At 56.3% G+C, this 26018-nt stretch carries 26 protein-coding genes and 1 pseudogene; 8 read left to right on the top strand and 19 right to left on the bottom strand.

All coding sequences use genetic code 11. The features are described 5' to 3' along the window. Window positions 1–283: 283 nt before the first annotated feature. Both AC5STB_RS15590 and AC5STB_RS15585 read right to left on the bottom strand, forming a co-directional pair. Entirely contained in the window at window positions 284–1375 is a 1092-nt protein-coding gene (locus AC5STB_RS15590) for an aminomethyl transferase family protein (RefSeq protein WP_495443716.1), read from the bottom strand. A gap of 16 nt (window positions 1376–1391) precedes the next feature. Further along, the gene (locus tag AC5STB_RS15585; RefSeq protein ID WP_495444614.1) at window positions 1392–2933 is read right to left on the bottom strand and encodes a trimethylamine methyltransferase family protein; all 1542 of its coding nucleotides are present in this window, start codon (window positions 2931–2933) and stop codon (window positions 1392–1394) included. A gap of 116 nt (window positions 2934–3049) precedes the next feature. Here AC5STB_RS15585 and AC5STB_RS15580 point away from each other — a divergent pair, with 116 nt between their 5' ends. Beyond that, window positions 3050–3919, top strand: a complete 870-nt coding sequence (locus AC5STB_RS15580) for a LysR substrate-binding domain-containing protein (RefSeq protein WP_495443715.1) — start codon at window positions 3050–3052, stop codon at window positions 3917–3919. Here AC5STB_RS15580 and AC5STB_RS15575 read toward each other — a convergent pair. Both AC5STB_RS15575 and AC5STB_RS15570 read right to left on the bottom strand, forming a co-directional pair. Further along, window positions 3885–4220, bottom strand: a complete 336-nt coding sequence (locus AC5STB_RS15575; RefSeq protein WP_495443714.1) for a hypothetical protein — start codon at window positions 4218–4220, stop codon at window positions 3885–3887. The two genes, AC5STB_RS15580 and AC5STB_RS15575, sit on opposite strands and share 35 nt — an antisense overlap. Then, window positions 4221–4382, bottom strand: coding sequence for a phosphoglucose isomerase-related protein (locus tag AC5STB_RS15570; protein ID WP_495444613.1), 162 nt, complete (start codon window positions 4380–4382; stop codon window positions 4221–4223). A gap of 47 nt (window positions 4383–4429) precedes the next feature. On the opposite strand from AC5STB_RS15570, the gene AC5STB_RS15565 reads away from it, so the two are divergent. Further along, window positions 4430–5413, top strand: a complete 984-nt coding sequence (locus AC5STB_RS15565; RefSeq protein WP_495443713.1) for an IS1595 family transposase — start codon at window positions 4430–4432, stop codon at window positions 5411–5413. A 63-nt stretch (window positions 5414–5476) separates the two neighbouring features. On the opposite strand, the gene rsgA is transcribed toward AC5STB_RS15565, so the two are convergent. From rsgA to AC5STB_RS15540, 5 genes are all read right to left on the bottom strand, one after another. Then, window positions 5477–6553, bottom strand: coding sequence for a ribosome small subunit-dependent GTPase A (gene rsgA / locus AC5STB_RS15560; protein ID WP_495443712.1), 1077 nt, complete (start codon window positions 6551–6553; stop codon window positions 5477–5479). Between the two features lie 4 nt (window positions 6554–6557). Beyond that, complete coding sequence (locus AC5STB_RS15555; protein ID WP_495443711.1) at window positions 6558–7097, bottom strand: GNAT family N-acetyltransferase; 540 nt, start codon at window positions 7095–7097, stop codon at window positions 6558–6560. Between the two features lie 62 nt (window positions 7098–7159). Then, window positions 7160–8329, bottom strand: a complete 1170-nt coding sequence (locus AC5STB_RS15550; RefSeq protein ID WP_495443710.1) for a MerR family transcriptional regulator — start codon at window positions 8327–8329, stop codon at window positions 7160–7162. 237 nt (window positions 8330–8566) lie between these two features. Then, window positions 8567–9199 carry a tyrosine-type recombinase/integrase gene (locus AC5STB_RS15545; RefSeq protein WP_495443709.1) on the bottom strand — a complete coding sequence of 211 codons (633 nt, stop codon included), beginning with the start codon at window positions 9197–9199 and terminating at the stop codon, window positions 8567–8569. A gap of 449 nt (window positions 9200–9648) precedes the next feature. Beyond that, complete coding sequence (locus AC5STB_RS15540; RefSeq protein WP_495443708.1) at window positions 9649–10446, bottom strand: class I SAM-dependent methyltransferase; 798 nt, start codon at window positions 10444–10446, stop codon at window positions 9649–9651. A gap of 125 nt (window positions 10447–10571) precedes the next feature. On the opposite strand from AC5STB_RS15540, the gene AC5STB_RS15535 reads away from it, so the two are divergent. Further along, entirely contained in the window at window positions 10572–11300 is a 729-nt protein-coding gene (locus AC5STB_RS15535; protein ID WP_495443707.1) for a winged helix-turn-helix transcriptional regulator, read from the top strand. Between the two features lie 667 nt (window positions 11301–11967). On the opposite strand, the pseudogene AC5STB_RS15530 reads toward AC5STB_RS15535, so the two are convergent. Together AC5STB_RS15530 and AC5STB_RS15525 are read right to left on the bottom strand one after the other, a co-directional pair. Continuing rightward, a pseudogene (locus AC5STB_RS15530) lies at window positions 11968–12252 on the bottom strand (helix-turn-helix domain-containing protein); the annotation flags it as partial. 201 nt (window positions 12253–12453) lie between these two features. Then, entirely contained in the window at window positions 12454–12708 is a 255-nt protein-coding gene (locus AC5STB_RS15525; protein ID WP_495443706.1) for a hypothetical protein, read from the bottom strand. Between the two features lie 174 nt (window positions 12709–12882). Here AC5STB_RS15525 and AC5STB_RS15520 point away from each other — a divergent pair, with 174 nt between their 5' ends. After that, window positions 12883–13938, top strand: coding sequence for a GSU2403 family nucleotidyltransferase fold protein (locus AC5STB_RS15520; RefSeq protein WP_495443705.1), 1056 nt, complete (start codon window positions 12883–12885; stop codon window positions 13936–13938). 163 nt (window positions 13939–14101) lie between these two features. Then, window positions 14102–14458 carry a TA system antitoxin ParD family protein gene (locus AC5STB_RS15515; protein ID WP_495443704.1) on the top strand — a complete coding sequence of 119 codons (357 nt, stop codon included), beginning with the start codon at window positions 14102–14104 and terminating at the stop codon, window positions 14456–14458. Between the two features lie 277 nt (window positions 14459–14735). Here AC5STB_RS15515 and AC5STB_RS15510 read toward each other — a convergent pair whose 3' ends face one another. From AC5STB_RS15510 to AC5STB_RS15500, 3 genes are all read right to left on the bottom strand, one after another. After that, window positions 14736–15077, bottom strand: a complete 342-nt coding sequence (locus AC5STB_RS15510) for a hypothetical protein (protein ID WP_495443703.1) — start codon at window positions 15075–15077, stop codon at window positions 14736–14738. A 405-nt stretch (window positions 15078–15482) separates the two neighbouring features. Further along, window positions 15483–15707: a hypothetical protein gene (locus AC5STB_RS15505; RefSeq protein WP_495443702.1), complete on the bottom strand. Its 225-nt coding sequence runs from the start codon at window positions 15705–15707 to the stop codon at window positions 15483–15485. A 180-nt stretch (window positions 15708–15887) separates the two neighbouring features. Next, complete coding sequence (locus tag AC5STB_RS15500) at window positions 15888–16193, bottom strand: hypothetical protein (protein WP_495443701.1); 306 nt, start codon at window positions 16191–16193, stop codon at window positions 15888–15890. Between the two features lie 115 nt (window positions 16194–16308). Between AC5STB_RS15500 and AC5STB_RS15495 the strand changes: the two genes are divergently transcribed. Both AC5STB_RS15495 and AC5STB_RS15490 read left to right on the top strand, forming a co-directional pair. Continuing rightward, window positions 16309–16563 (top strand): helix-turn-helix domain-containing protein, encoded by a 255-nt coding sequence (locus tag AC5STB_RS15495; protein ID WP_495443700.1) that lies wholly within the window; start codon window positions 16309–16311, stop codon window positions 16561–16563. A gap of 267 nt (window positions 16564–16830) precedes the next feature. Then, entirely contained in the window at window positions 16831–17913 is a 1083-nt protein-coding gene (locus AC5STB_RS15490; RefSeq protein WP_495443699.1) for an IS481 family transposase, read from the top strand. A 231-nt stretch (window positions 17914–18144) separates the two neighbouring features. Here AC5STB_RS15490 and AC5STB_RS15485 read toward each other — a convergent pair whose 3' ends face one another. The 4 genes from AC5STB_RS15485 to AC5STB_RS15470 form a co-directional block, all read right to left on the bottom strand. Then, window positions 18145–18555 carry a hypothetical protein gene (locus tag AC5STB_RS15485; protein ID WP_495443698.1) on the bottom strand — a complete coding sequence of 137 codons (411 nt, stop codon included), beginning with the start codon at window positions 18553–18555 and terminating at the stop codon, window positions 18145–18147. A 37-nt stretch (window positions 18556–18592) separates the two neighbouring features. Then, on the bottom strand, window positions 18593–20638 hold the full coding sequence (locus AC5STB_RS15480; RefSeq protein WP_495443697.1) for a tyrosine-type recombinase/integrase: 2046 nt from the start codon (window positions 20636–20638) through the stop codon (window positions 18593–18595). Continuing rightward, the gene (locus AC5STB_RS15475; RefSeq protein ID WP_495443696.1) at window positions 20639–22702 is read right to left on the bottom strand and encodes a hypothetical protein; all 2064 of its coding nucleotides are present in this window, start codon (window positions 22700–22702) and stop codon (window positions 20639–20641) included. Window positions 22703–24997: 2295 nt separating this feature from the next. After that, a complete protein-coding gene (locus AC5STB_RS15470) occupies window positions 24998–25264 on the bottom strand; it encodes a DUF2312 domain-containing protein (RefSeq protein ID WP_475051459.1) in 267 nt (88 codons plus the stop codon). Between the two features lie 207 nt (window positions 25265–25471). Here AC5STB_RS15470 and AC5STB_RS15465 point away from each other — a divergent pair, with 207 nt between their 5' ends. Further along, the gene (locus AC5STB_RS15465; protein ID WP_495443695.1) at window positions 25472–25690 is read left to right on the top strand and encodes a hypothetical protein; all 219 of its coding nucleotides are present in this window, start codon (window positions 25472–25474) and stop codon (window positions 25688–25690) included. A gap of 36 nt (window positions 25691–25726) precedes the next feature. Here the strand turns inward: AC5STB_RS15465 and AC5STB_RS15460 are convergent, their stop codons facing one another. Then, a complete protein-coding gene (locus AC5STB_RS15460) occupies window positions 25727–25942 on the bottom strand; it encodes a hypothetical protein (protein ID WP_495443694.1) in 216 nt (71 codons plus the stop codon). Between the last annotated feature and the right edge of the window lie 76 nt (window positions 25943–26018).

Here is a 26018-nt window from a genome sequence, read left to right as displayed (position 1 = left end):
TCGCAAGCAGCCATTGACTTGGTCGCGGCGAACAGCAGAAACGGCGGGCTGCACCACATCATCAGGATTCTGTTACCAAGGTCAGGATTGGGCCGACAGTGCCGGTAAGGTGCTAACCGCACTGATCGTCCATTGAAAGACCTTGGCTGGTCGTTTCGGCCCTTTAAGGAGGATATGGAAACTCCTGTAACCGCCTTCGTTGAGCCAAAATGCTGAATGGCGGACGTAAGTGTCTATCGGTCCAATGTCTCTCACGCCCGCCCGCTGTATATAATTCGCCAGGTTATTGATGCGTCCGTGTCTTTTGCGGGTCGTAGACCGGGCTGGCAACCACTGTTGCGGCGGTTTGAAGAGTCTCGCTTTTAAGCTGCAGAACCGTTCCAGCGGCGATCCCAGGACGGACATGTGCCAGCGCCAGCGATTTGCCTATCCGGTGAGAATAGCAGGGGCTATTGATCACCCCGATCTCTTCACCATCCAGCAGCAAGGTCTCACCGCCCTCCACCATGTCCGAATGATCTATGGCGAGGCAGACATTGGAAATCTTCTCGCGGCCTTTCGCCGCCATTACCGCCTCTTTGCCGCGGAAATCGCCCTTAGAGGCGCTGACAGTGAAACCCAGGCCGACCTCCCAAGGCGTGTGTGCCTCGGTCATGTCATAACCATAGAACAGCAGCCCCGCTTCAATCCGCACCTTGTCGAGCGCGGTGAAGGAGCAAGGCATGACACCGGCCTCTGCCAGCTTGTCCCAGATATCAGCAACCACCGCGGCGCTGGCAAAGATCTCATAGCCGCGTTCGCCCGAATAGCCGGTGCGCGAGATCCGGCAGGGGTGGCCAAACAGGACAGCAGGAGCGTGTTCAAAATAGCCCAGTCCGGCAAGATCGTTATCGCAATGTGCGTTCAGGATATCCAGCGCCGCCGGACCCTGAACCGAGACGTCATGCAGGTCGTCGGTGAACTCCAGCCAAACGTCACGGCCCTTTGCCGAGGCTTGCAGCAGCGCCATGGTATCGCCGGAGCCATGCACGATCATCCATTCATCGCCGCCGTTGTTCGAGACAATGGCGTCGTCGGCAATGCCGCCCGCTTCGGTCAAAACGCAGAGGTAGGCAGCTTTGCCCGGCGCCAGTTTGGACAGGTCGCGTGTGGTCAAGTGATCCAGCACGGCCTGCGCGTCCTTGCCGCGGACAAACACCTTCTTCAGCGGGGACATATCGAACATGCCGGCGCGCTCGCGCACTGCGTCGTGCTCGTCATTCGGGTCGGTGCTGTAAGTCCAGGCGGTGCCCATGCCGTTCCAGTCCTCAAGCCCTGATCCCAGGGCAATGTGGCGGGAGGCAAGCGCCGAGATGCGGCTCAGTTCTTCGGTCATGTTTCAGGGTCCTTTCTCAATACCATTCGTCGGGCATGGCGGCTTTGCGCTCCGCCACGAAGTCATTCAGGGCAGTGCGGGTGGCTTCCGGCATTTCCGGTGGCTGAAATTCCGTCAGCATCTGACGCCATCGGGCGGCGGCCCGCTGATCAGCGGTCTGGCGGCCGTTCTCGTCCCAGGTTTCAAAGGGGCCGCCTTCGGGCACCTGCGGTTCAAAATTGGCGGTTGTGTAGTGGCGCAGGGTGTGGCTGGTGGACAGGAAGTTTTCGCCCGGACCGGCCTCGGCGTAGGCATCACGGCCAAAGGCCTCGTCGTCCGTTCCAAACCCCTGCAGCATCTTCAGCATCGCGCCGCAATGGTCGAGGTCCATCACGAACTTCTCGTAGGACATCACCAGCCCGCCTTCAAGCCAGCCTGCCGCGTGCCAGACCTGATGCCCGCCGGAAAGAAGGGTTGCCCACATCGCACCGGCGCTGTCCTGCATCGCCTGGCCGTCGGCGGCGTTGGAGGCAGTGACCTGGCCGCCGCCGGAGCGCACTGGCACCCCCAGCCTGCGGCCCAGCTGGCTCAGCGCCATGGTGGTCAGATTGGCTTCGGGCGATCCAAAGGTCAGCGCGCCGGTGCGCAGGTTCATCGAGGAATGGAAACTGCCGAACACCACCGGGCACCCAGGGCGCACCAGCTGCGTCAGCGCAATGCCCGCCATCGCCTCAGCCAGGGTCTGGGCGGCAACCGCAGCCGGGGAGAGCGGCCCCATGGCGCCGGCAAAAATGGCGGGCGAGATGCAGACGCATTGGTTTGACGCCGCGTAGATGCGCAGGGATGCGGACATCACCTCGTCATAGATCAGCGGCGAGTTGACGTTGATGTTGGCCTGCATCACCGCGTTCTGGTCGAGAAACTCCGCGCCGAAGGCCAGCCGGGCCATCTCAATGCTGTCCCAGGCGGCCTGGGCCGAGGTGACGCCGCCCATGAAGGGTTTATCCGACAGGGTGAGATGCGCCAGCATCATGTCCAGATGCCGCTTGTTCACCGGCACGTCAGTCGGCTCAACCACGGTGCCGCCGGAGTGGTGCAGCGCAGGCGCGAGATGCGCGAGCTTCACGAAGTTCTGGAAATCCTCCAGCGTGGCATAGCGGCGGCCTTGCTCCAGGTCCGAGACAAAGGGCGAGCCGTAGCCGGGCATCAGCACCAGGCTGTCGCCACCCAGGGTCACGGTGCGGGCGGGGGTGCGGCCATGCAGCTGGAATTTGGCGGGCGCGGTTTTGCAGAGCTGCCGCACATGGCCCGGTTCGAAGCGGACCCGGACGCCGTCGACGCGGGCTCCGGCCCCGGCAAACAGCGCCAGCGCTGCATCGTCGCCGCGGAATTCAACGCCGATGTGCTCCAGGATCCAGTCCGCCTGGCATTCGATGCTCATCAGCGAGGTTTCGTCCAGCAGGTCATACGCTGGAATCCGGCGGCGCTGATACACCGGCCTTGCCTGCGGTGCATTATGCCGGGTCAGCCGCCCCCGGCGCGACTTTCCGCGCTGGGTGATATGGCCTTCAGCGTTCATATTTCCCAACAGCTCGACTCCTGAAATGATTTACAGGGGCCATATTTTAGAAGTATCCCCGCACAACAATCGATTTTATTTGTCCTGTGCGTTCAGAAATTTTATACGATTGCGTCATGCCCGTAGAATTCCGCCACCACGACACCCTGCGCCTGTTTGCCGAAATCGCCCGCTACCGCAGCTTTTCCGATGCGGCGGAGGCGCTGAACATGACCAAAGGCGCGGTCAGCTATCAGGTCAAAACGCTGGAGGCAGACCTGGGTTTTGCCCTGTTTCAGCGCAACGCCCGCGGGGTGGAGATGACGCCCGGGGGACTGAAACTGCTGGTGGCCTGCCAAAGCCACTATGAAGAGATCGAAGCCGAAGTCCTGGCCCTCAAGGGGCTCTCCACCAGAACCTTGACGGTGGGCGTCTCCAGCTATTTCGCCGCCCGCTGGCTGTCGCCGCGGCTGATGTCCTTCATGCAGGATCACCCGGACATCCAGCTGCGGCTGCAGCCGATGATCCGGCTGTTCGATCTGGAGGCGCAGGGCGTCGATATCGCCATCCGCTGGGGCAGCGGGCAGTGGGATGACGGCGAAATTACCCCGTTCCTGCCCTGTCCGGCTTTTCCTGCAGGCAACGCCGCAGCCCTGAAACAAGTGGAGCGGCTCGGTTGGGAACAAGCGGTTTCAACCTCTACGCTGCTGCGTGACCATGATGACAGCGACGCCTGGACAGAGTGGCTGAATGCCGCCGGTCTGCCGCACCAGACGCGGCGGGATACGCTGATTATCCCCGACCCCAACGTGCGGGTTCAGGCGGTTATCGACGGTCAGGGTATTGCCCTGATGGACTCCCTGATCGAACGGGAACTGGAAGAGAATAAGCTGTTCCGCCTGTCACCACATGTGCTGCAGGACTACGGCTACTTTCTGGTCCGCCCGCGAAAATCTGTCTCCCGGAAAGGTGTCATTGCATTCTCAGAATGGCTTCAAAAACAATAGACTGCGATAATTGCCGAATTGTCTTTTTGAGCTCTCGCATGAACAGGCTTGGCACCGGCACCGATGCCGCGTCTGAATGCGAATGGCGGTTTCCGGGGAGCTGCACTGCAGCGACGCGGCCCCTGATCAACGGCAGCTTTGGGCCGTTCAACACAGCTGGTGGTCGGGGTGGGAAGCAGCCGTTCGCTGCGCCAAACATATAGGTCCAGATTACGGAAAATGTGCGCAACGCCCGTTTGTGAATGTCCGGCACCTTGGTATTGGCGGCGTTCGTCGACCACTGGGTGATCCAAGGGGTCATTCACGCAGACAATTTCCGGATCAGAGCAATTGTTGACTGGTCCTTGCCCTCAGATGAGGCGCCCTTGATCATTGGCACCAGGACGCTGGCCAGTTCCTTGCCCAATTCCACTCCCCATTGATCAAGGGGGTGTCCGCAAACTGTGTTGGTGCGCTTCGTTATTTTGAAGAAAGGCCTATATTATTCCGCTTTTCCCGCGGAGGATGCCCTTGCTACACCACGACTTTCGCCGTTTTCTCGAAGACCTGAACCCGGCCCAGATCGAGGACGCACAAACGAAAATCCAGGATCTCCGACGAAAGACGGAAGCGATCTCGGAGATCGAAGCACGGACAAACCAAGATCACAAGTGCCCCTTCTGCGGCGACGAGCGCCGCCAGAAGTGGGGCCGCACGCGGACCAAAATCCAGCGCTACCGCTGCACCGGTTGCCAGAAGACTTATTCGGGACGAACGGGCAGCGCCATCGACCGCATCCATCGCCCGGACCTGTTCATGGTGGCGCTGCGGGATATGTTGGGCACCTCTGCACCGCAGTCGGTGCGCAAGCTCGCGAGACGGCTCGGGCTCAACAAATACACGGTCTGGCGCTGGTGGATTCTGGTGTTTTCGATCATCGGGAGCAGCATCTCATCGGCGAGCTTTTCTGGGATCATCGAGGCGGACGAGACCTACCAGCGAGAGTCTCGAAAGGGGTCTCGAGAATGGGTCCGCCACTTCGCCGATCCGCAGAACGTCCCGCGGCCGCCGCGCCCTCGTTGGGAAGACTTCACGACACAAGGGCTGCAGATGATGCGTGGTCTCTCAAGCTGGCAACTCCCCATCCTCACGGTCGCCGACCGTGACGGTTCTCGCCTTTTTCGGCGGCTACCGAACCGCAAGAGTGCCACCGTGGAGCGCGCCATGAAGCCTCTGGTTCCGGATGATGCCGTGCTCTGCTCGGACGGAGGGACTGGCTACAGGAACCTCGCGGCGGCACGCCAACTGGAGCATTTTGTGGTCGGCAGCAAGCCCGGCAAGCGCGTGGCCTCAGGATGCTATCACATCCAGAATGTGAACTCACTCCACGCCTGCTACAAGAGGTTCATCAAGCCCTTCTGTGGTCCGGCCAGCAAGAACCTCAGCGGCTACATCCGTTGGCTCGAGGTGAGACTGGAGGGGATACGACCCGCGGAACTTGTCCGCGCATCGTAAATCTGGTGTCATGGCAGAGGTCCGCTTCAAACCTGAAACGGACCGGGTTTGAAGGGCTTGGACCTATCGCTCTCGATCCGATTTCGCCTTCATTGCGCTGCGCACGAGCTTGCCAAAAGCACGATCCTTTTCTCGGCGTTCCGCGAGACTGGCAGAGTTGAAGGCGTCCTCGGCTTGGAGCTTGCGCCAGCGGGCGAGCCGGGCGGGGTCAAGGCTGGCGTCCTCGATCGCGGCCAGGATGGCGCAGCCGGGTTCGGTTTTGTGCTGACAGTCGGTGAAACGGCAGTTCGCGGCCAGCGCCTGGATATCTTCGAACACGTCGGCGATGCCTGCTGCGGCGTCGGTCAGCTGCAATTCGCGCATGCCCGGCGTGTCGAGAACGAGGCAACCGCTCGGCGTGGCATGCAGCTCGCGCCGGGTCGTTGTGTGCCGACCTTTGGCATCGTCATCGCGGATGTCTTGCGTGGCGATGGCCTGCGTGCTGAGGAGCGCGTTCGTCAGGGTGGATTTGCCGACGCCGGAGGAGCCGAGGAAAGCAACGGTGCGGCCGGGCTTGCACCAGTCGGCCAGCGCCTCAACGGGTTCGGCGCCGCGGGCGTCCAGCGCCACAACGGGCACCCTGTCGGACACGGACTGTGCCCCGTCGATGTAGGGCGCAGTGTCCTCTGCGATGTCCGCTTTCGTCAAGACGATCATCGGCTCGATTCCGGCTTCGAAAGCCAACGCAACGTAGCGCTCCAACCGCGCCACGTTGAAATCCGCGTTGCAGGACGTGACGATGAAGATCGTGTCGATGTTCGCCGCGATCAGCTGCACCTCGCGGCCGGTGCCTGGCGCTCGGCGCTTGATCAGGCTCTTGCGATCCAGCACCCTGCTCGACCGCGGGCGCGCGCGATCGAGCAGCAGCCAGTCTCCCACGGTTGCCTCTGGTCCCGGCGGGATCGTCTCGTCGATGCCGTCGCCCGCCACCTGCAACCCGCTGCGATGCACCGCGACCACGCGAACTGGGGGCGTTTCGGTGAAGGCTTCGACGTCGATCTGGCTGGCCAAGGCCGGGCCCCAGCCGAGGCGTTCCAGCGCCGTGGGTGCGCGTCGCGCCGGTGCGGCATCCGGCAGGAAGGCGGAGTAGTCGCGGATCATCGGGCTACCAGAGCGCTGGATCGTCGAAAGCTGCAACGCAACGCGCAGGCCCGCGCAGGGGCGTCAGCGGCACTCCCGTAAGGCTTTGGGCGATCCAGCCGTGTGGCTGCTGGAGCGGCTGTGGCGCGGGAAGGTCAGCCTCCGAAACGGGTTTGAACCCGACGCGGCCATAGAAGGCCGGGTCGCCATAGGTCACGGCGATATCCACGCCCTCCTGCCTGAGCAAGTCGAGACCGTGGGCGATCAGCCGCTGCCCTATGCCCTTGCCCTGATGCGCAGTGGACACCGCCACAGGGGCCATCATGAAGACCGTGCGCGGATCGTTTGCGTAGGTGAGGCGGGTGAAGATGATATTACCTAGTAGCGTGCCGTCCGCCCAGGCGGTGACGACGCGCAGATCCTTAGCGGGTGTCTCCGTTATCAGTCGGCGCGCAAGGGCGCCGACCACCGCGCCTTCCTCCGCGCCCTCCGAAGCAGCGAAAGTTGATGCGAAGAGATCCGTGATCGCGTTGGCGTGTGTCTCGTAATCCGTTGAAAAGTTCATTGTCATGTCTCCATCGGCGGGCTGAACCTGCCAGTTGTTGGGAAATCGGTTCGCGCCGCCCGTCAGGGCTTTTGCAGCATGAACATCTCGAAGCTCACGATCCCGTCGCAGGCATGGTAGGCGGCCAGTTCCGCGCGCAGGTCCTCCAGCACCCGCGTGCCTTCCAGCCGCGGCTCCATCTCAGCGACGCGCGCCTCGAGCGGGCGGTAGTAGGTGTCCATCGCCTCTCGCCCCATGTCGAAATGCCCGAGCACGCGGAAGCCGGCGCGTTTCGCCTGTGCGAGCCGGACGGGCACGCGGGTCATCGCCGGGTATGCCGAGGCCCAGTAGGCGCGCAGCTCCTCGGGCGGTGTCTCGGTCCGCCAAACCATTTCGGAGAAGACGAGCACGCCGCCGGGACGCAGGAGGGGCCGCCAGTTCCGCAGCGCACTCTCGACGCCGATGATATAGGCGCTGCCTTCAGACCAGATCACGTCCCACGGGGCGTCCGGCAGTGGCAGCTGCGCCATGTCCGTGTTTCGCACCGCCACCCGGTCGCCAAGGTCCGCTGTCGCCAACCGCTCGCGCAGCCGGTCGAGCGCACCCGCGTCTGTGTCGGTCGCCAGAATGCGCGCCGAGGTTGCCTCGGCCAGAACCATCGTCGCCATGCCGGGGCCGCAGCCAATCTCGAGGATCGTTTTGGGCGCGAAGGGCACCATGGTGAGAGCCTTTCGTGTCGCGACGTCGGTCGCCGGCCCCCACCGGTCGAGGCCGGAGAAGACGTCCATGAAGCAGGCCATGTAGTCGTCGTGTGTGTTCATGTCCTTCGACAGCCACGCGACCCGCGCGGCCTCCTCACTGGAAAAACCCTGCATCATCAGCCAGGCGCGGTGCAGTTCGGGCGCCACGCGCTCGAGCTCCTCGTGCCAGTCCTTCAAGCTGCCGCGCCCAAGGAGCGCTGCGAGCAGGTCGCGCGACCGCGTCTTCTCGGCGATTTCGCGTTCCAAAGTCTCAAGCCGATGGCCCAGCATCTTGCGGTCGAGCTTTCCATCCAGGCAGACCTGACACTCCTCCAAGCTGAGGCCGCCTGCCTGGAGTTGCTGCATCAGACGCAACCGTTGCCGGTCAGCATCGGAATATACGCGATAGCCATTCGCCTGTCGCTTACCCTTCAGCAGGCCGAGCTTCTCGTAATAGAGCAACGTCGTGCGCGAAAGGCCCACGCTCGCCGCCAATTCCGAAATCCGATACATCCGTCGCCCTATCCGCTAACACTGATTCTTGACCTTTGACGCTTTCATAAGGTGTGAAGTTATAGACAGGTCAAGCTTCGGTGAGGAGGAAAGTCGGCTCCGTTCGGCTGAGTTTGAGTTCGCTGCGTCCTTAATTTGCAACCGCAGCGAAGGTCCGAAATGATGGGCCGCATCGCAGCGGAGACGGGGCCCGATCAGTGGCCGGTATGGGCCGCCTTTGCAAGCGGCCCAATTTCTTCAAATTTCCACGCTTTCGGAGATCGCTAGAGCATCCTCCAGCTCGACGCCGAGATAGCGGACGGTGCTGTCCATCTTGGTATGTCCGAGCAGCAACTGAACGGCCCGCAGGTTGCCAGTCTTTCTGTAGATATGCGCCACCTTTGTCCGGCGCATGGAATGCGTCCCATAGGATGTGGAATCCAGCCCGATGGATCTCACCCAGTCCCGTACCAGACGGGCGTACTGCCGTGTTGAGATGTGCAGACGATCGTGAAACCGGCCGGGCCAGAGGTATTCTGAGCCGACCATCATCGGTTCCTCCATCCATCGCGAGAGCGACTTGCGCGTACCCTCCGTTATCTCGAAGCGCACTGGCCGCTGTGTCTTGCTCTGGACAATCGAGGCGCGTTCCTTGACCTGGCCCGAGGCATAGACATCCGCGACCCTCAGTTTCACCAGGTCACAGCCACGCAGTTTGCTGTCGATGGCCAGGTTGAACAGGGCGAGATCCCTGTGGTTCAGGGCGATCTCCAAACGGACGCGAATGGCCCAGACGTGTTTTGGCAGGAGCGGCCGCTTCTGACCGACAACGCGCCCCTTGTTCCAGGCTGGGCGGCACGCGCGAATGGCGGGTAAATTGGCAATAGCCATGATAGGCCCTCCGATCCGCCACGCCCTTCCACGACACCAACCCGACGTTGGTGCATAATTCTAACATGCTAATTCGGCAGCGCGGCGAATTACGGTTAGGTCAACCGAGCGATGAAATGGGGAATTCTCGGGCCGAGAGCGAAGCTTCTAATGAATTGCCCTTGCCCTTGCCCGTGCCTGATTGAACGTCCGCAATTGATGGATTGGCTGGCAAGCCTCGCGCCTGCAGCATCCAGCACCGCGTGCCTCATTCGCATGTCCGCTCCGGGCTGGCTTGAGCCGATCACGGTCGGCTTGGGGCAGGCTGGTGCTGGTTTCTCGGTGCTGTGCCGCCGCAAGGCGGCAGTGAACCCAAAGTATCGGATGCGGAAGTGCCCCACGGTATATGAATGACTGCCGCAGGAAGCCGTGCCGACAATCCCGCTTAACGCGTTCAGCGGCATCCTTGCTTAGAGCCGGACTCCTCGGATGACGAGCGCCAGTCGAGGTATCGCCAAGCCGGACCCGGCGGCAAACGATCGGTGGAAGTCTTCGAACGCCGCTCTGAATGCGTCGCGCCGGTTTTGCGGCAGGGCGGCGTATGTAGCCGCGACAGGACCGAAGCCATTGACGTATTCCTTCCAAACCGTCGTCACATCCGGTGCATAGAGTGTCGTCACCTGTTCGTGGATGTCGATTTCGAAACACTCTCCGACGACCTCTTTCAACCAGCTCGAACGCCCCCAGTCGAAGGGTGAGGCAGGCGGCGGCGCATCGGACCATTCTCCGACCAGCCCGAAGAAGCGCGCAATGTAGCCATCGGGCTCATCGGCCCATGTCGCGAGTGCCAGCCGCCCACCGGGCCGAACGACCCGCGCCATTTCGGTTATCGACTTGGACGGTTCGCTTGAGAAAATGACACCGTAGGTCGAGATCACTCCATCGAAACTTCCGTTGTCAAAAGGAAGCTCCTCCGCCGCCGCCTGTTGAAAAACCGGACGAGGATCAAACCCGGACGACAGCGTTTCGGCCGCTTCGAGCATACCTGGTGCAATGTCCACGCCCGTGACGCTGGCCCCACGCCAAGCTGCAAGCCGGGCGGCCCAACCCGTGCCCGTCCCGATATCGAGGATGCGTTCGCCGGGTCTTGGCCAAAGGGCTTGAACCGTGTGTGAAATGGTGTCGGACAGCCCGAATGAAATCCCGTCGTAGGATTTGCCCGGCTGGCCCCACATCCGTGCTTCAGGGCTTAATGTGTCGACGTTCATCATAGCCTCCTTCTCAATGGCTTCGGAGCGATTGTGCCGATCAGGTCCGCCGATGGATACTCCACGATCTGTAGTATTCAGGACGGAATAGCTGGGGTATCATGCACTTAGCACAGGAGGCCGCGATGAAGAGCTATGGTCAATTCTGCCCTATCGCCAAGGCCGCGGAAATCTTTTGCGAACGCTGGACGGCACTGGTCATCCGGAACCTCGGCGCGGGCGCCGAAAGGTTCAGCGACATACACCGCGGCGTGCCGCATATGTCTGCAACGCTCCTGACGCAGCGACTGCGCCAACTGGAAGCCGAAGGTCTTGTAGAGCGACGACGCAGCGATACGGGCAAGAGCTGGACCTATCACCTGACCGATGCCGGTGTCGAGTTTCTTCCCTTGGTGGGAGCTCTTGGTATCTGGGGGCAAAGGTGGACACGGCGCGAGCTTGCAGAAGGCGAGCTTGATCTGGGGCTTTTGATCTGGGGATTGGAATACTCGGTGGACCCGACTGCCTTCGGACCGAGGCGCCATGTGCTTCGGCTCGAAGTGTCCGACCAGCCGAAGCACAAGAGATTCTACTGGTTCGTGTGCGAGGACGGAAGCTTGGATCTATGCGTTTCCGATCCCGGAGGTGGGACCGATCTGTATCTGGAGGCCACGTTGAAAAACTTGATCCGGGTCTATCGCGGAGACATCGCTTTGGCCACCGCGATCGAAGACGGGCGGCTGACAGTCGATGGCAAACCGAAACTCTCACGGCGACTTGGGCGCTGGTTCAATTTCGACACTATGGCGAAGACACCTTTGGCAGCGGGCGGCCCGGCCCGGCGCTTGATATCTATGTCTTCTGAACCCCAATGAGCCGAGAATGCAGGATCGTGAAATCCTCGGAAAGACCGGCGCCAAGTTTTTTTGGTTTCCCTGGTGCCGCGTGCCATACCGACCAGACATTGGATCCGTGGACACGAGCGGCAGCAAAGTACGGCACTATGTGAACTCACCGGTTCCAAAACCTCGCAGTCGCAGCGAATGGCCGGAACGGCGGGCTGCGCCGTAGCAGAAACCCTCGGCTGGTTGCGTCAAACGGCCGAGTTTGCAAAGGGCAGCTCCCTGCGCGAAGCTGACGCTGACCAATACCCAGGTTGCGGCTGCAGCGGACGGTAGCAGCGTCTCGCTCAACAGCCTTTAGGCAGCCGGGCCTCGAACGCTTGCATTGCATCGATGCTCCCCTGCTGCACCTGCGAGGGATGCTTGGCAACGGAGTACCGTTAGCGCCTCTTAGAAGGCAGCAATCAACCATGCGGAACCGCGAGGCAAATGATTTCAAATGGGTGGAACGAATGGCGCGAAATGCGCCGCCATCACGCCCAAATGAGGCCATTGGAGGATCTTTCTGGTGGTGTTGGAACTGCTCAGTACAGTCGGCTTCCCTCTCATGCCGACGGCAATCTTAGCACAATTGTCACGCTATCGGTCAAACCGAACATCCGTGCAAAGTGCAGCATCAGGTAGAGAGGGCTCGCAGTTAGCCGCCCTCGAAGCCATGCTCGTCGCGAAGCCGCTCGAAAATCCGCTTGGCCGTATGCCTCTGCTTGCGTGGTCTCTCCCGGTCTTCTGAAAGCCATTGATCGATGATTCCGGTGAACCCATCCAGTTTGGGCCGCCAGATCGGCGCTGAGCGCCGATAGCCAGGCGAAACCGAATACGCCAAAATCTTCCGAACGCCGTCACGAGATATCCCGAAATGCTGCGCCGCTTCACGCTGGCTCATGCCCTCTGCGCACGCCAGACGAACCTTGCGAAATAATTCCACGGTGAAGATCCTCCGGCCGTTAAAAGAAGGGCAAAGGTGGACAACTTTTGCGCCGCCCGCAGCAGGATCATCCCGCCGCTACCGTGGTCGACTTTCTCACCGCCGTTCTTACATTTCACCAATCAAGCAAGGGAAAGTGCTTCTAAGGCCTTCTTACACGATCAATCAAACCGCGCCCGTCAGATCGTCCCCAGCACACAGTCAATCATCACAACTGACATTCGTCATTGCACGCATCAATCTATCAACAGCATCGTCTGCGCCTTGATAACCAACTTTTAACCCATCCAGGCCAACGGAGACGTGAAGGATTGCTGGCGCAGGAACTGTCTTCTCCTCCAGCGCAAACCAACTCTCAAAATCTTTGACGGCGCGATCAGATCCGTGTGCAATCAGCGCTGCCAGGATGCAATCATGCAGTTTTTGCCAAGACTGCAGAACCGTTTCGTCACTCATATCACTTCCCCGGTTCAAACGCCGTAGCACTTCAACTGGGGTAATGAGGATTCGTCGGTGCCGCAAGATGGTTGCGCTCCGTTTGGTGCTTACATTCGAAACTCGTAGAAATATGTGTTACAGACACTTTCTAATTTTTGTCTGGAACCTTTTGTCGCTTAAGGGAGCAAGACCTTGGTCGAATGGCTGCCCGTGTCACTTCAGACGCTCTATGCTGAAATGGTCGACCGAAGTTGGGGCGGCTCGTACGCAGAGTTGCTCGAAGCTGGCGGCACGCCTTACAAGCGGTCCCTGAAAGGTCGCGATTACTGGTATTTCAAGACTTCTCCCGTTGGAACTGGTTCACGTAAGGACCTCTATCTTGGCCCCGACACCGGCGCTGTGCGTCAGCGAGTGGATGAGTTGCGCGACCTCAAGCGCATCCGCAAGGACCGCATCTCGATGATCCGCGCGCTGAGAGCGGCAGGGCTGCCGGCGCCAGATGCCATGAGCAGCAAAGTTCTTTCGGTTCTCTGTGAAGCGGGCGTATCCCGTCTGCAGGCCGTCGTCGCTGGCACCCTCGCGTTCCAGGCCTACGGTCCGATGCTGGGCGTTCGTTTCAACAAGAGGATTGCCCAAACTTTCGATTCAGCCGAACCCCGATCAATCTCTATCTACGTCGATGATCCGATTGAGGATGATCTGCTGCCCCACCTGCACATTGTTGACGATAGGTTTCGAGTTGCGCCTTCAGCGTGCGACAGCACGAGGTCCCTGAAGTATGTGCTCGGCTCTGAAACTCAGGAAGAGTTCTCTGTCTGTATCCTGCGCCCTCTTGCGGGCTCTGAGCGCAGCGGCCGTGTAGCAGAGCGAAAATCGATCCAGGATAATGGCGAGATCAACCTTTGTCATGGTTTCCTCATCAAAGGGGCAATCAACGCAGTTGCCCTTCACGGCATCGGTGTTCCGATCAATGTGCCTGCGCCAGAGCGCTACGCCGTGCATAAGCTTATCGTGTCTCGCCTGCACAAGGGCTTAGCCCAGAGCCAGGCCAAGACCCGCAAAGACTTGGCTCAAGCCCAAGTGCTCATCGAAGTGCTGCTCGAAGATCGGCCATATGAACTTCAGCGTGTTTGGAACGAGGCTTTTCAACAGGGACCGATGTGGTCAGAGGCGTTACACCAAGCTACCAACATGATTGAAGGTGGCATCAAAGAGCGCCTGCTGGCCCTCACCGAGGTGGAAATCTGACCAGGGTCTCCCGATTAGGTGCAAGCAGATCAAGTCGGGTGTTCTACATCTACACTCCTGCTTCCCGCCCGCCGCCCCAGCCGAGTTTAACCAAAGTGACGACGACCAAATTTTGGGGCTAAGATGACCTGTCGCTGCCCATTAATCAGTTCAGGTGTCGAATATGGCTCAATCCGTAAAACTTGCCGATGACATCATGGAATTGGTCCGCCGTGAAGCACAACTGAGTGGCCGCTCATTGGCTGGTCAGATTACCCACTGGCTGAAAATTGGCCGGGCCATCGAGCGCTCCGGCAGTTTCGACTACGCCCGCATCTCCACCGTGCTCGAAGGCAATCATGCCTCCACACGACCGCATGATGAAGAGGAGGATGCGTGGCTGCATACATTCACCGAAAAGATGGGGCGTCCGACGGAAGCTGAAGAAGATTTCTTTGGCCGACGCCAATCACTCGGCCGCGGAGTTGGCCTTGATGCTAGGGGCAATCTCGTCTACGCCAAGCACGACACCGCCGGTTGAGCCCGTGCCTTACCTTGCATGGGGGCGCTTGTCGGCCTGGACTGATTGCCTCTTGGGACTCGAACCCATCCTAGCCCATAGCAGCGGTACAGTTCACATCTTCCAAGCTTCGTGTTTCAAGTCTCGAATGTAACGAGCTACGCGAAACACCTCACCACAGTTACAGAAGTCAATTGGCCGTCTACCGTTGAATGCGTCGTGCTTCTTTATCAGCCAGCTTCGGGCGTACTTGGGGCTTTCGGACCATGCCACGAGCATCTTGATGATTACACGCTCCTCAGCCGTCATCACGCCCACTCCCAGAAGCACTACGCTTTGGAGGAGACATTGATTTTTCGATGTAATTCACGCGGTCACGCAGCAAGGAGGTCGCGTCATCGACGCCAAATGGGCGATCTGCATTTAACGAGCGATGAAGCAGGGCCAGCTCAGCTTCGAACCAATCTGTCGCTGCTTCCACCAGCTTGCGGTGCTCCTGGTTGGACGGCTCATACTGAATGTCCGGGAACAATCTTGACCAGATGAAGCCGGCAGGATCTGAGTGTGTTTCCCTCAAACGGGAACTGATCTCCTGCAAGAGCTCTCGAGCGGTCGCGCTTCTCAATTCGTCTCGTGACATACCTCTTTCCTCCAATGAATCTTGGTGGAAACGCCGGGATTTGCACCCGGGGGTACACTCTGATCTGGAGCTACTGGGGGTATAAGACCCGTCCCGCACTACGCCGCTTCCGCTTTCCGATCTCAGATCAGGCGGATATTCGTTGCAGCGTATAGAAGGCGTAAGTCATGCTTCGCATCGTACGCAAAGTCGGGTGGTTCGGTCAATCGATACAGTTGTTCACGCAAGCCAATCTGAAAGCCACCGTGCTGATGACTTGCTAGTCGGGGCACCGCTCACCAGTTCCGTTGGAGCGATGCTTCCGGAACATTGTTCCACACCATTTGGACAGCAGCCCTCAATAGCCTTGCAGGCTCTTTGTGATGCCATTTTGGCTGAAGCACAGTTCCGCATCGAGGATGAATCTTACTCTTTCCGCTCTAGCTGCTCTATCTCGGCACGCAAACGCATAATTTTCTGAGTTTTCTGATATTCGTCAATCAGATCTAGAAACATTTTCGTTTTACCGCCATGCTTCAATCCGTACTGATTGAGCACCAGCTGGTTGAATTCCTCAGCCCGCGACGCCGCCACACGGAATTGAATGTGCACCATCTCATCTTCAGCAGGATGATCTTGTTTGTTTCTCATCATTCCTATCCTTTGCCCAAGGATAGCTGCGGTTATCAAGCAATCAAGAGGCCGAACCCGCGTGCTACTGAGCCTGAGACAGAGTCTGCTTCGACCAGCCCGGCCGCAGCGTTGCCACGTCCGGGCGAACAACCGCATGGACTAGTTCCCAAGTCGCAAACCTTCTTTTAATAGACGTCGTCAAGACTGCTCGTGCTTTTCATGAAGAGCACGAAGGTGGGAAAACAGTTTTCCATTCTGCACTTCATAGGCCTGGGCGGTTTCCATGAACCATTTTTTGTCTTCTTCCAGAACTTGCAGGTGAAGCTGAACCTGATACTTGGATCTAGGTCTGCCCCTCTTGTTTTCCCTTTCAGCAATGGTTGGCCTCTCCGTCAAGGGAGGCAGAAGGCTGTGCCTGTGCGCAAGCCTATCAAGAACCCGAGCTTCAATCTTCTCAGCAAGTTGATCCAACTGGCTATCTAGCGACCTTTGGTCCTCTCCCATGTGATCTCTCTCGTCCTCCTAAGTCCCGGATATACCTCCGCAGGGTACAAAAAAAATTCGGAGATTCATAGAGTACTTCGTGGACGAACACCTAGGTTGAGTGAATGTTCGCCGCATGGCAAAACTAAATAAAGAACGCCTTCTGTGGGCCTTTGCCAAGGCGTTGCTAAACGAAAGAACTGCCCAGGAACTGTCTCAGGAAGAGCTGGCTCGCCGAAGCAAGGTGAGTGCCAGGTACATTTCGTATTTGGAGACAAGTCGCTACCAGCCAAAGCTGGAGACAATTGGCCTGATCTGTGACGGCTTAGGGCTGAGCCTTGCAGAGTTTGCGCTAAAGATCGAACAGGCTTATCGGTCTAGGTCGAAGTGAGGCTTTCGACACCCGTCGCATGCTGAGTTCTTTGAGACCAGGGACATGGGGGCTTCTTGACCTATAACCTGCGCTAAGCGCTCCTTGAGTTTAGAGTAAAGACCGATCAGGAGCAGCTGCCCTCACCAATAACCCTTCTGTCAGGCTTCACTTTATGTATTTTCACAGACAAGAGACCGAGCCGGACACCTTCTGCTTCAGGTGTAGAACACGGGACTTGAACTGACATTTCTGCTCTTCTGGAGCGCAAGCATGCAGTGTCGATCAATGACGAGCATTCAGGACAAGATCATCAAACCGAAGCTGGGGCTGCTGGAGCTTGCCAAGCAGCTCGGCAGCGTTTCGCAGGCCTGCAAGGTAATGGGATACAGCCGGGACAGATTCTACCGCTTCAAGGAGCTCTACGAACAGGGCGGCGAGCAGGCGCTGATGGATCTCAGCCGCCGCAAGCCGATCCTGAAGAACCGGGTGCCGGAGCATGTCGAACGGGCGGTGATCGAACTGGCGATTGAAAACCCGGCGCTAGGGCAGAAGCGCGCCTCCTGGGAACTTCAGAAGCAGGGCATCATAGTGTCGTCTTCCGGCGTCCGCTCGATCTGGCTCCGGAACGATCTGGAGACCATGAAGAAGCGGTTGAAGGCCTTGGAGGCCCGTGCCGTCCAGGACGGCATCCTGCTCACCGAGGCGCAGATGGCCGCGCTGGAAAATGCCCAGCAGAAAAAGGAGGCGCACGGCGAGATCGAGAGCCACCATCCGGGCTACCTCGGCAGCCAAGACACCTATTACGTGGGCACGATGAAGGGCGTGGGCCGCATCTACCAGCAGACCTTCATCGACACCTATGCGCGGGTGGCGGCCTGCAAGCTCTATACCGAGAAGGCGGCGATCACTGCCGCCGACCTGCTGAATGACAGGGTTATTCCTTTCTTTGCCGAACACGACATCAGCCTGCTGCGCATCCTGACGGACCGCGGCATCGAATATTGCGGCAAGGTCGAGAACCATGCCTATCAGCTTTACCTGGCCGTCGAGGACGTGGATCACACCAGGACCAAGGCGAACAGCCCGCAGACCAACGGCATCTACGAACGCTTCCACCGGACCATCAAGGACGAGTTCTACGACATCGCCTTTCGCAAGAAGCTCTACCGCTCGGTGGAGGAGTTGCAGGTGGACCTGGACGCCTGGCTGGCCAAATACAACGAGCAGCGGCCGCATTCGGGAAGATACTGCTATGGCAAGACGCCTATGCAGACCTTCCGCGAAACGCTACATATTGCCAGGGACAAGACAATCAGAGCTTCCGAGACATCGGACAGCCAGCAAGCCATTCTCAGCACAGAAAGCTGAGGTGTCCGTCAGATCAAGTCTGAAGTTTTACACTTCTGCACCACAGCGATCAGTTCAACTGTGTAGCAGACCAATGCCCCAGGCCAATACGAAGGATCGCCTTGAAGAACTGCCCCCTAAGACTACGGAAATAGAGTCAGCGCAATTAACAACGAATGCTCCCCCGTCGCAGCAGGCAAGTTGCCAGCGTGGAGAACGTATCAACAGCTGGACAACGGCAAAGATCATCCGTCACCTTTCTGCAAAGCGTGACAAATTCTCTCGTCTCATTCTTTCACATTCTGCCAATAAGGCTTCCTTCTCGGCAAGAATTTTCAGCACCTCCACACTCATCATTTCCACCTTATTCTCAAGGTCCTTAACCCTCTGCGTCGCCACTTTCTTGGGATCCTCCACTTTCTCGGAAGAAGCCTTACGGACTTTTGAAAGCCAGTCCTTTAGTGCGTCGCGCGTATCTTTATGATGCTGGTTGCGAAGGGTCGTATCCCCGACCCCCGCCCTGCGACACACCTCTCGTATTGTAAGCCTCCCTCTGTTTTCTGGATAGACTCCATGAGCCTTCAGCTCAGATTCAATTACTTTAACTGCGGCTTTGATGCGGTTTCTCGTTTCAATCTTCCGGGCAACCTTGGCCTCAACCATTTTCTTGAAGTTTTCATTCAAAAGACGCCCCTCCCCCCTACAGTTCTCTTATGAAAGTAGCGACCTTAGTTCCCAAATCCTCCCACAAAGCGGCATCTGCGCCTTTCAAAACATCAATCGCCCAAGCATCTCTTTTCACCAACCCTAACAAATCTGCACTAGCCGCCATATTAACAATGAACTGCCGAATATAGAAACGCCTCTCCAAATCGTTCAGCTGCCCTCCCTTCAGAATATCGGAGAAGTATTTGTGCTTTTCTTTTCTTCTCTTCCTTGCTGCAGCTAATTCAAGCCTGTGAATACACTTGGGCGAACAGCTTCCAACATCTCGCAGACCAAGTTGGGTCGAACACGCTCCTCGCTCAAAATCTTGAGCAGTGCATACTACGCCCGGATCCACCATTTCAAAATCGCCTAAAAGAGGTACAAGTTCACTAAGATCATCGCTTCCCAAGTCATTTCTGCCCAGCCTAGTCTTCATCTCAGACTTTCGCAGACGCAACATTGCACCGCTCTTCCCTCCCAACTCATCAATTTGGGTTACTATTTCCCCTTCTCTGACCGCCCTCACCTCTCTCTTAATACGCTCTATATCCTCAAAAAACTCGCTATCACGGTGAGCATACCCAAGAGTTGTTTCCTGATCTTCATGCCCAAGTAAATCGAAGAGAACCTGACTATAATTCATAATGGAAAGTGCTATCAATCGCGCAACTGTATAGCGAAACCTGTGCGGCGTTATTCTGCCGTTAATTTCTTCCAGTTTGCGACCGTTGATCGATCCGACCCTCGCACCGAACAAAGTCAGCTGCACATCCAACTTCGGAAGCTCTTCCCCAGTTTCTCTACTCTTCAAAGAAACCCACAAACTATCGCCGGATCCGAAGGCACGAGCAAAGGCCTGCTGGCGCTCAACTGCTCGACTTGCCAGATTAGAAAGGGGCCAATTTCTCCACTGACCAAGAACCGAATCCGAAGACTTGAACTCCCTTCCCTCGAGAAAACACCCTCCCTCCGAGTTTTTTAAGCACTCCAGCTTTAGAGAAATTAGCTCCTGATATCGCATTCCCGTCATCAGAAGGACTACTGCATTTGCTGTCTGGCAAAGACTTAGCAAAGCGAAAATTCCATGAAGCGTATCTAAAGGCCAGCGCGTGAATTTTTTCACTCTCTTACCCGCGCCACTAATGTATATACTAGCTGGAAACGGGTCACCCACAACTAATCGATCAGACTCCCAAGTTCCAACCAAGCGACTTATAAATTTATTGAGAAAATTCTTGCCATACCGCCCCTTCTCATCACACTTGACCTGACTGATTGACCGGTAAGCCTTCATAACATCAGGTTGAATACTCGACAACCAAAGAGAGGCACGAACAATTTCTGTGACCGCCTCATCGGAGAACGGGTCTCCCGATTTTTTTCCTTTCTTTTTCTTGAACTCAGGCTTTGCAACATCGGAGGCAGGCCAGTCATCAAACAGGTTGTTGTCAAAAAAGGCATTCAGGTAGAAGACACTGTTCCACATCCATGATGTGTGTTTCTCCCGAAGAGTTTGTATTTGGGAAGGAGACAAGCTTGCAAAAACTGTCGGACCATCAGGACAGGCGGACTTTCTTTGACCGGGTGAAAAATTTTCCAGAGAAAATCGAGCCGCTAACAACAAAAGCTTGGTTTGATGAACCCACGTTGAAACAGCACCTGGTTGTCGAACTCTGCCATTCAACCTAACAGTTTGAGTTTTATTTAAAATCGCCAACCGCTTAAGCCGCCGTTTCAATCCTTCTGCTTGTTTGGACGAGAATCCTTTAGGAACAGCATTCTGGAAATCAATTACCTGAAGGTTCCTCTGTCGTTTTCCAGGGGGCAACAAGTGCTTCGGAACAGCCCAAACGTCGTCTTCTGCAATCGTTGAAAACTCATCACTGATTTGCCCATCTGCATCAACGGATACTGGTGATATCTCGTACTTCTTCAGTTCTTTCCACGGCAGAGACCACGCATTACACAGCTCGGGTGCCCCTCGCCTATTTTGAAGGATTGCTCGGTTTCTGCTAAATGGACTGGACGATTTTCTCACTCAGAACCCTCCTAGGGAAGGATCATCAAACAGAACGGCCTTTCCAGACGTCAAGTTTGAAAGGTGTTCCAAAGATCTCTCTTCAAAGGCCTCGGCTACGTCTTGAAAATACCTCGATTTGAGCAAATCGATAGCCTCTAGCTCCCAATTGAACGAAGAGATTAACCATCTGTTGGGAGCAGTATTGCTTCGGATATGAAGCAGTTCGGCGTGACGGATTGCCAAGCCTTCCCAGGCTCCCTTGAACACAATTCCATGTTTACAAAGCACGCATCTCTGCACCAAACAGAGCTGGTCTTCCGGATGATCCGGCCAAAGTCTCTCGTCTGGCTTTCGGGGGTTCCGGCACCCCATGCCCAGGCGGGATCGAAATTCAAATAAGCGCTTTCGGTCTTCTTCTCCAAAGTCTTCATAGTTAGCAGACAAAAACAAAACGGTGGGATCAACAGAGTTGCCACTCTCAACCTCTTCTAATGCAAAAGAAATAACTTTGCGCGCTATTTCGTAATGCTCTCGAATTACGTTGTTTTGATTAAGATACCCTCTAGTTGTCTGAACAGAGCTATGGCCCAACCCCTTCTTCACAACGTACAAATTCCTATCACTTTTTTTGAACAGGTGCTCTGCAAAGGCATTGCGGCAATCCTTCCATCGAACTGACAGAATTTTTTCTTCTAGTTGATCGGCATCCTTGTGGGCATGCATAGTCCTGATTGCCCTTTTTTTGATCAAGTGCAAATTGTCGTTCATTATTTGCGGAATAGGTTGCCAACCGACACTATTCACGCCCACTCCTTGGTTGTGAACGAAATATATCCAAGGTGAAGACAATCGAGCCTCAATCTTCGCAAGTTCCTCTTGAACCAATCTTGTTGCAGGTACTCCTTCCAGCAATGACTGACGCTCCCGCAACATCTGCCTCATGGGCTCCGATCTAGAAACCAGTTCACTAATCGTTCGAAAGCTTCGAAACTTCGGTCCAGCCTTCCCTGTTGCATACACGCGCTTTGACGTTTTAGGGCGGGTAGAAAAGAGAAAAACGGTGCTCAACTTATCTCCGGACGAATTTTCACTTCCGTTTTTGAACTCATACCACTTTTCCTGAAGGTTAATACCAGAAACCGCATCAATCCATCCCGTTTCCATGCTCACAATCAGAATTGCCGCACAGACCTCAATTGATGATGGAGAATATAGGCAAAGGCGATCAGAAAATGTCGCCCCAACAAACCCATTGGGCCGAGTACAGTTCACCTTGGCGAAATAACGGAGAAGCCTTCTCTTTTCGTCATCACTATAGCTCCCCCCACCCACTATTTTGCTACGCATATATTCCACATACGATCTCGCGTAATAAGGCCTCAATTCAAAATCTTGTTGATTAATCGCAACACACCCAAACTCTTCAAACTTCCCTTTCGCCTTCTCAAGATCTTCCGCCTGTGTCCTATGTGACCGATCTGCTTCGTCCAGTATTCTTTTGCAGGCTTCATATATCTTTTTGAATGCCAGTGAGTTGAGCTCGGGCCTAGCACCTTTTCCCTTTACCCGAGCCACGGTTGGCCAATGCAAGGACGTAGACTCCGCATTTCGAGCTTGTGAAATCAATTTGTGCGCGCAGTTAAGTATGTTCACGGCCTCTGATATCTCATTGCGAAGGAGGTACTCCTTGAACAACTGCCCATCTTCGCTCGAAAATTCCTCTACAGACGAGGAAACATGTTTACCGCTAGCTCTTTCTTCAGAAAGCCACTTGAACAGATAATCAAAGTGTCTGATACGCCAGGTCTTAATGGCTTCTTTTGTGCGCTGATCGCTCCTGAGATATTCGAGGAAGTATGGAAGAAGCTCCAATATTAATTCAGGAAACCCTACCAAACCGGTATCCAAGCAACCATTTCCGTATTTTGTTAGGTCCACCAAATAGTTGTCACCGCGCTGAACGCTATAGTAGAACCTGAGAGGGTTCCTGTTCCGGTCAAACGGGATGACCCTGGCTCCAGCCTTTAAATCCAACTTCTCATCATCACTACGAGATAATGATTTAGAAAACTTCCTAACCATTTAAATATCCCACCCAATCATTGATAGCCGGATGAACTTCCACTGCACCTACAATCCAGTTTAAGTATGACTCGGTGGTCGCCTCACTCATGTGGCCAAGTTGAGGCTGGATATACATCTGAATCAACGTTCCATGCATTTCGCGCGCAACGTTTCCCAGAGGCCCAGTCAGCCCAACTGAAAGCTCAAGATGTTCCCTGAGTTTTTCCTGCAAAGTAAAGCAGGCCCAAATATGACGAGCAAGATGAGGACTAAACCCCCTGTACGGCAATGGTCGGGAACGGACCAAATTCGATAGAACCAGTCATAACTAAAGGCTCGCCCCCTTGTTTCCGTCAAGAAGAGCTGCTTTGGCAAGTTTTCCAAAGGGCTTTGCATGCGAAAACGCCTTAAAGCCAAACGGCGCCGTAATCTTGAGTACGAGTGCAAATCGCAAAGAAGATCGACTGGAACACGCACTATCCTGTGCTTTCCTTCTAGGTTGGAATCTCCGCGTCTTCGGTGGCCCTTGGTTCCATATTTAAGTCTAAGTCTGGCTGTTAACCTCCCTGGCTCCCTTGGGATCGCTGGTAGTTGGCTCATTTGTAGAGAGACTACTTCTGAAGGTCTCAGGCCAACACTTATTGCAGTTCTCACCATTAGCGCAGCGGTTTGCCCGTATTTCTCGTAAACTCCACGGCTCCAAGCCTGAAGCTCTTCAACGGTAGGGAGTCTCAACTCTTCAGGATGGGCACGTAGCGTTCCAATCCTCGCTCTATACCTTCGTCCTTCGCGATCGCGGGCATTCGACTTAGTAGTCGGAGTTTCAAATTTTTTTCTCAGCCCCAAGGCGGAAGCGAAGCACAAAAAATCACAAACCGTATTCATGCGGGAGTTGATCGTGCTTGCAGCTAGAGGAACACCCTTTATCTTCATATTCCACTTTCCGTCTTGCATCTGCCCCTGATAACTATCGAGAAGATGCTGATAGCATAGTACCCTCCAATCCACATGCCGGCTTTCACACCAATCCAAGAAGTTAATGAGCGCGCTTCCTATCGAACGAATTGTGTTTTTTGACAGCGGGTGTCCTGCAGCAAAAGGAGAGCGCGCTCCTTTGGACCAACGCCCATTCGCCTTCCATCTCAAGTAATTGGTTGCTTCTTCTTCGAGTTTCCAATCACGTGACCAAACCACACCAACGCTTGATCCGACGAACTCATACAATCCAGCTTCGGTAAGATCTTCGTCTTTCGGTCGTACAAGGTGTGCCATTTGAACTTGCCCGGTATCACTTTCCTTCAGCATTACGTATGCCCAAAGAAGTCAGGAGCCTGTGCTCTTGGGCGATACCTGCTACTGCAAGGTTGGAGAATGGTTCGGTCAAGTACGCTGATCTTTCGAGTAGCCATGGCCGCGTAGTTGACGGAACCTTCTCACAAATTCTCTGCGCCAGTTGCAGATCAGCAACACGATCTACACGCCGACCGCGAAGCCATGATCCAGCTCTGCATACCAGTCGAATCTCCTACCTAAACATGGCAGGATTATTCAACCTGCCACAGCGGCCAACCTACGAGCGGCTTTCGGACCCCGAAATCTGCAACGGGAATTCGGCTTGAGCCTTAGTACCCCCCCCAGCACTTGCGACTTGCAAGCCACTGTCTTGGCCCAATTTCTGGGACGGACATGGGAAGTTAGCAGAAAGGCACCAAATCAGCCTAAGTTCAGGTTGGATCAGCCAAGGGACTGAGTGTCAGGGTGTGAAGGAAACCCAGGAAGCTCTCTAGAGCCCTACCGCAGCGGTGTACGGCGTTCTTTTGTCTATTTTTCGATCATACTTCTAAATCTGCAGTGTTAGCGCTCCATGCTGACACGCATTTAACAACACCTTCGAATAGGCATAACAGACAGACTCCTATTTCAGTCGTAGGAATGCTGCCCGCGCCATCCAGTCCCAACTCTTTACTAAAGAAGCCGTACCAACCAGCAAAGACCACATCACAACCAAAATTGACGCAATGATCTATCTAGAGCAGACCTTACTTCTTCCGGCGTTGAAGGCGCCAAAACAAAAGTGCTGGCCTTAAGGAGAGGATCTGCCTTTTTGCTTCTACAAGCTCGTCAGACATTCCTCGGTGGTACTCGCTTAGTCGCGAGTTGCAGGCAGGGTGAATCCTTCAATACATAACTTGAGTGTTCGTTGCCCGCTGGCCCGGAAAAGCTGCGCTATTTGAGGGCTACGCTATTCCGGGCCAGCTGTCGACATGAGCCCTCTTACCGAGAACTTGTCCTTAAAAGCACGTGTAAGCGCTTTTATTTCATGTCCAAGGCTTCCTTGTACATTTCCAGCACCGCCTCTTCTTCGGCGATGTCGTTCTCGTCGCGCTTGCGCAGGGCGATGATCTTGCGCATCACCTTGGTGTCGTAGCCGCGTCCCTTGGCTTCGGCCATCACTTCCTTTTGCTGCTCGGCGATGGTTTTCTTCTCTTCGTCCAGACGCTCGAACCGCTCGATGAACTGGCGCAGCTCGCCAGCGGTCACGCGGTAGTTTTCGCTTTTTTCGTCTTCGGTGATATCCATCTGCGGCTCCGTCGGCACATGCTGTCAATTGCTGTCGGAGCAAGGGGATAGCGCCCTGCCCGCCGCGCCGCAAGACGGGAAAGCGGCGAAGCGGCGCTGAGCGGCAAAAACCGGCACCATGAACACCATGATCAGGGGCGCAAAGCTTGCACGTGCGGAACGGATCGGTTAGGCGCGGCGCAGCACGAACCCCGCAGGAGCACGCATATGTTCGATCTCATCGTCTGGGCCGGAGCCGCCGTGTCCGTAGCCGGCCTTCTGGGGCTGGTCTGGTGCATTGTCCGGGTCGCGCGCGCCCGCCGCCGGAACCTCGATGACGAAGCCCTGCGTGCAGTGGTGCAATCGGTGCTGCCCTACAACCTGGGCGCCCTGCTGCTGTCGGTGCTGGGGCTGATGCTGGTAATGGCGGGCATCTTTCTGGGCTGACGCCAGGCCGCTTCTGTCTTGTCTGGCCGTTTGGACTTAGACCGGCACGTTGTCGAACATCTCCTCGACCGCTTCCTCGCACAGCGCTGCTTCCAGCCGGCGCAGGCGGCCGGGAACCTCTGCCCCGTTCCGGCGCATGTAGTCCAATAGCCGGATAAACTCAGGCCGCATGGCCAGGCGGGCTGAGCCTGTTTCCGTGCGGATCCGTGTTTCCAGGTTCTCGACAGTGTGCAGCAGATCTTCCCTTGTCATAAGCAGTCCTCCCTAAGCCCGGCGATTATGCCAGCATTTTGCAACAGGAATACGAAAGCCCGCAAAAGGCGAGCGC

Source organism: Leisingera sp. CC-HEC093 (assembly GCF_059429195.1).
The sequence above is the reverse complement of the archived record's forward strand: the minus strand, read 5'-3'. Positions and strand labels throughout refer to the sequence as shown.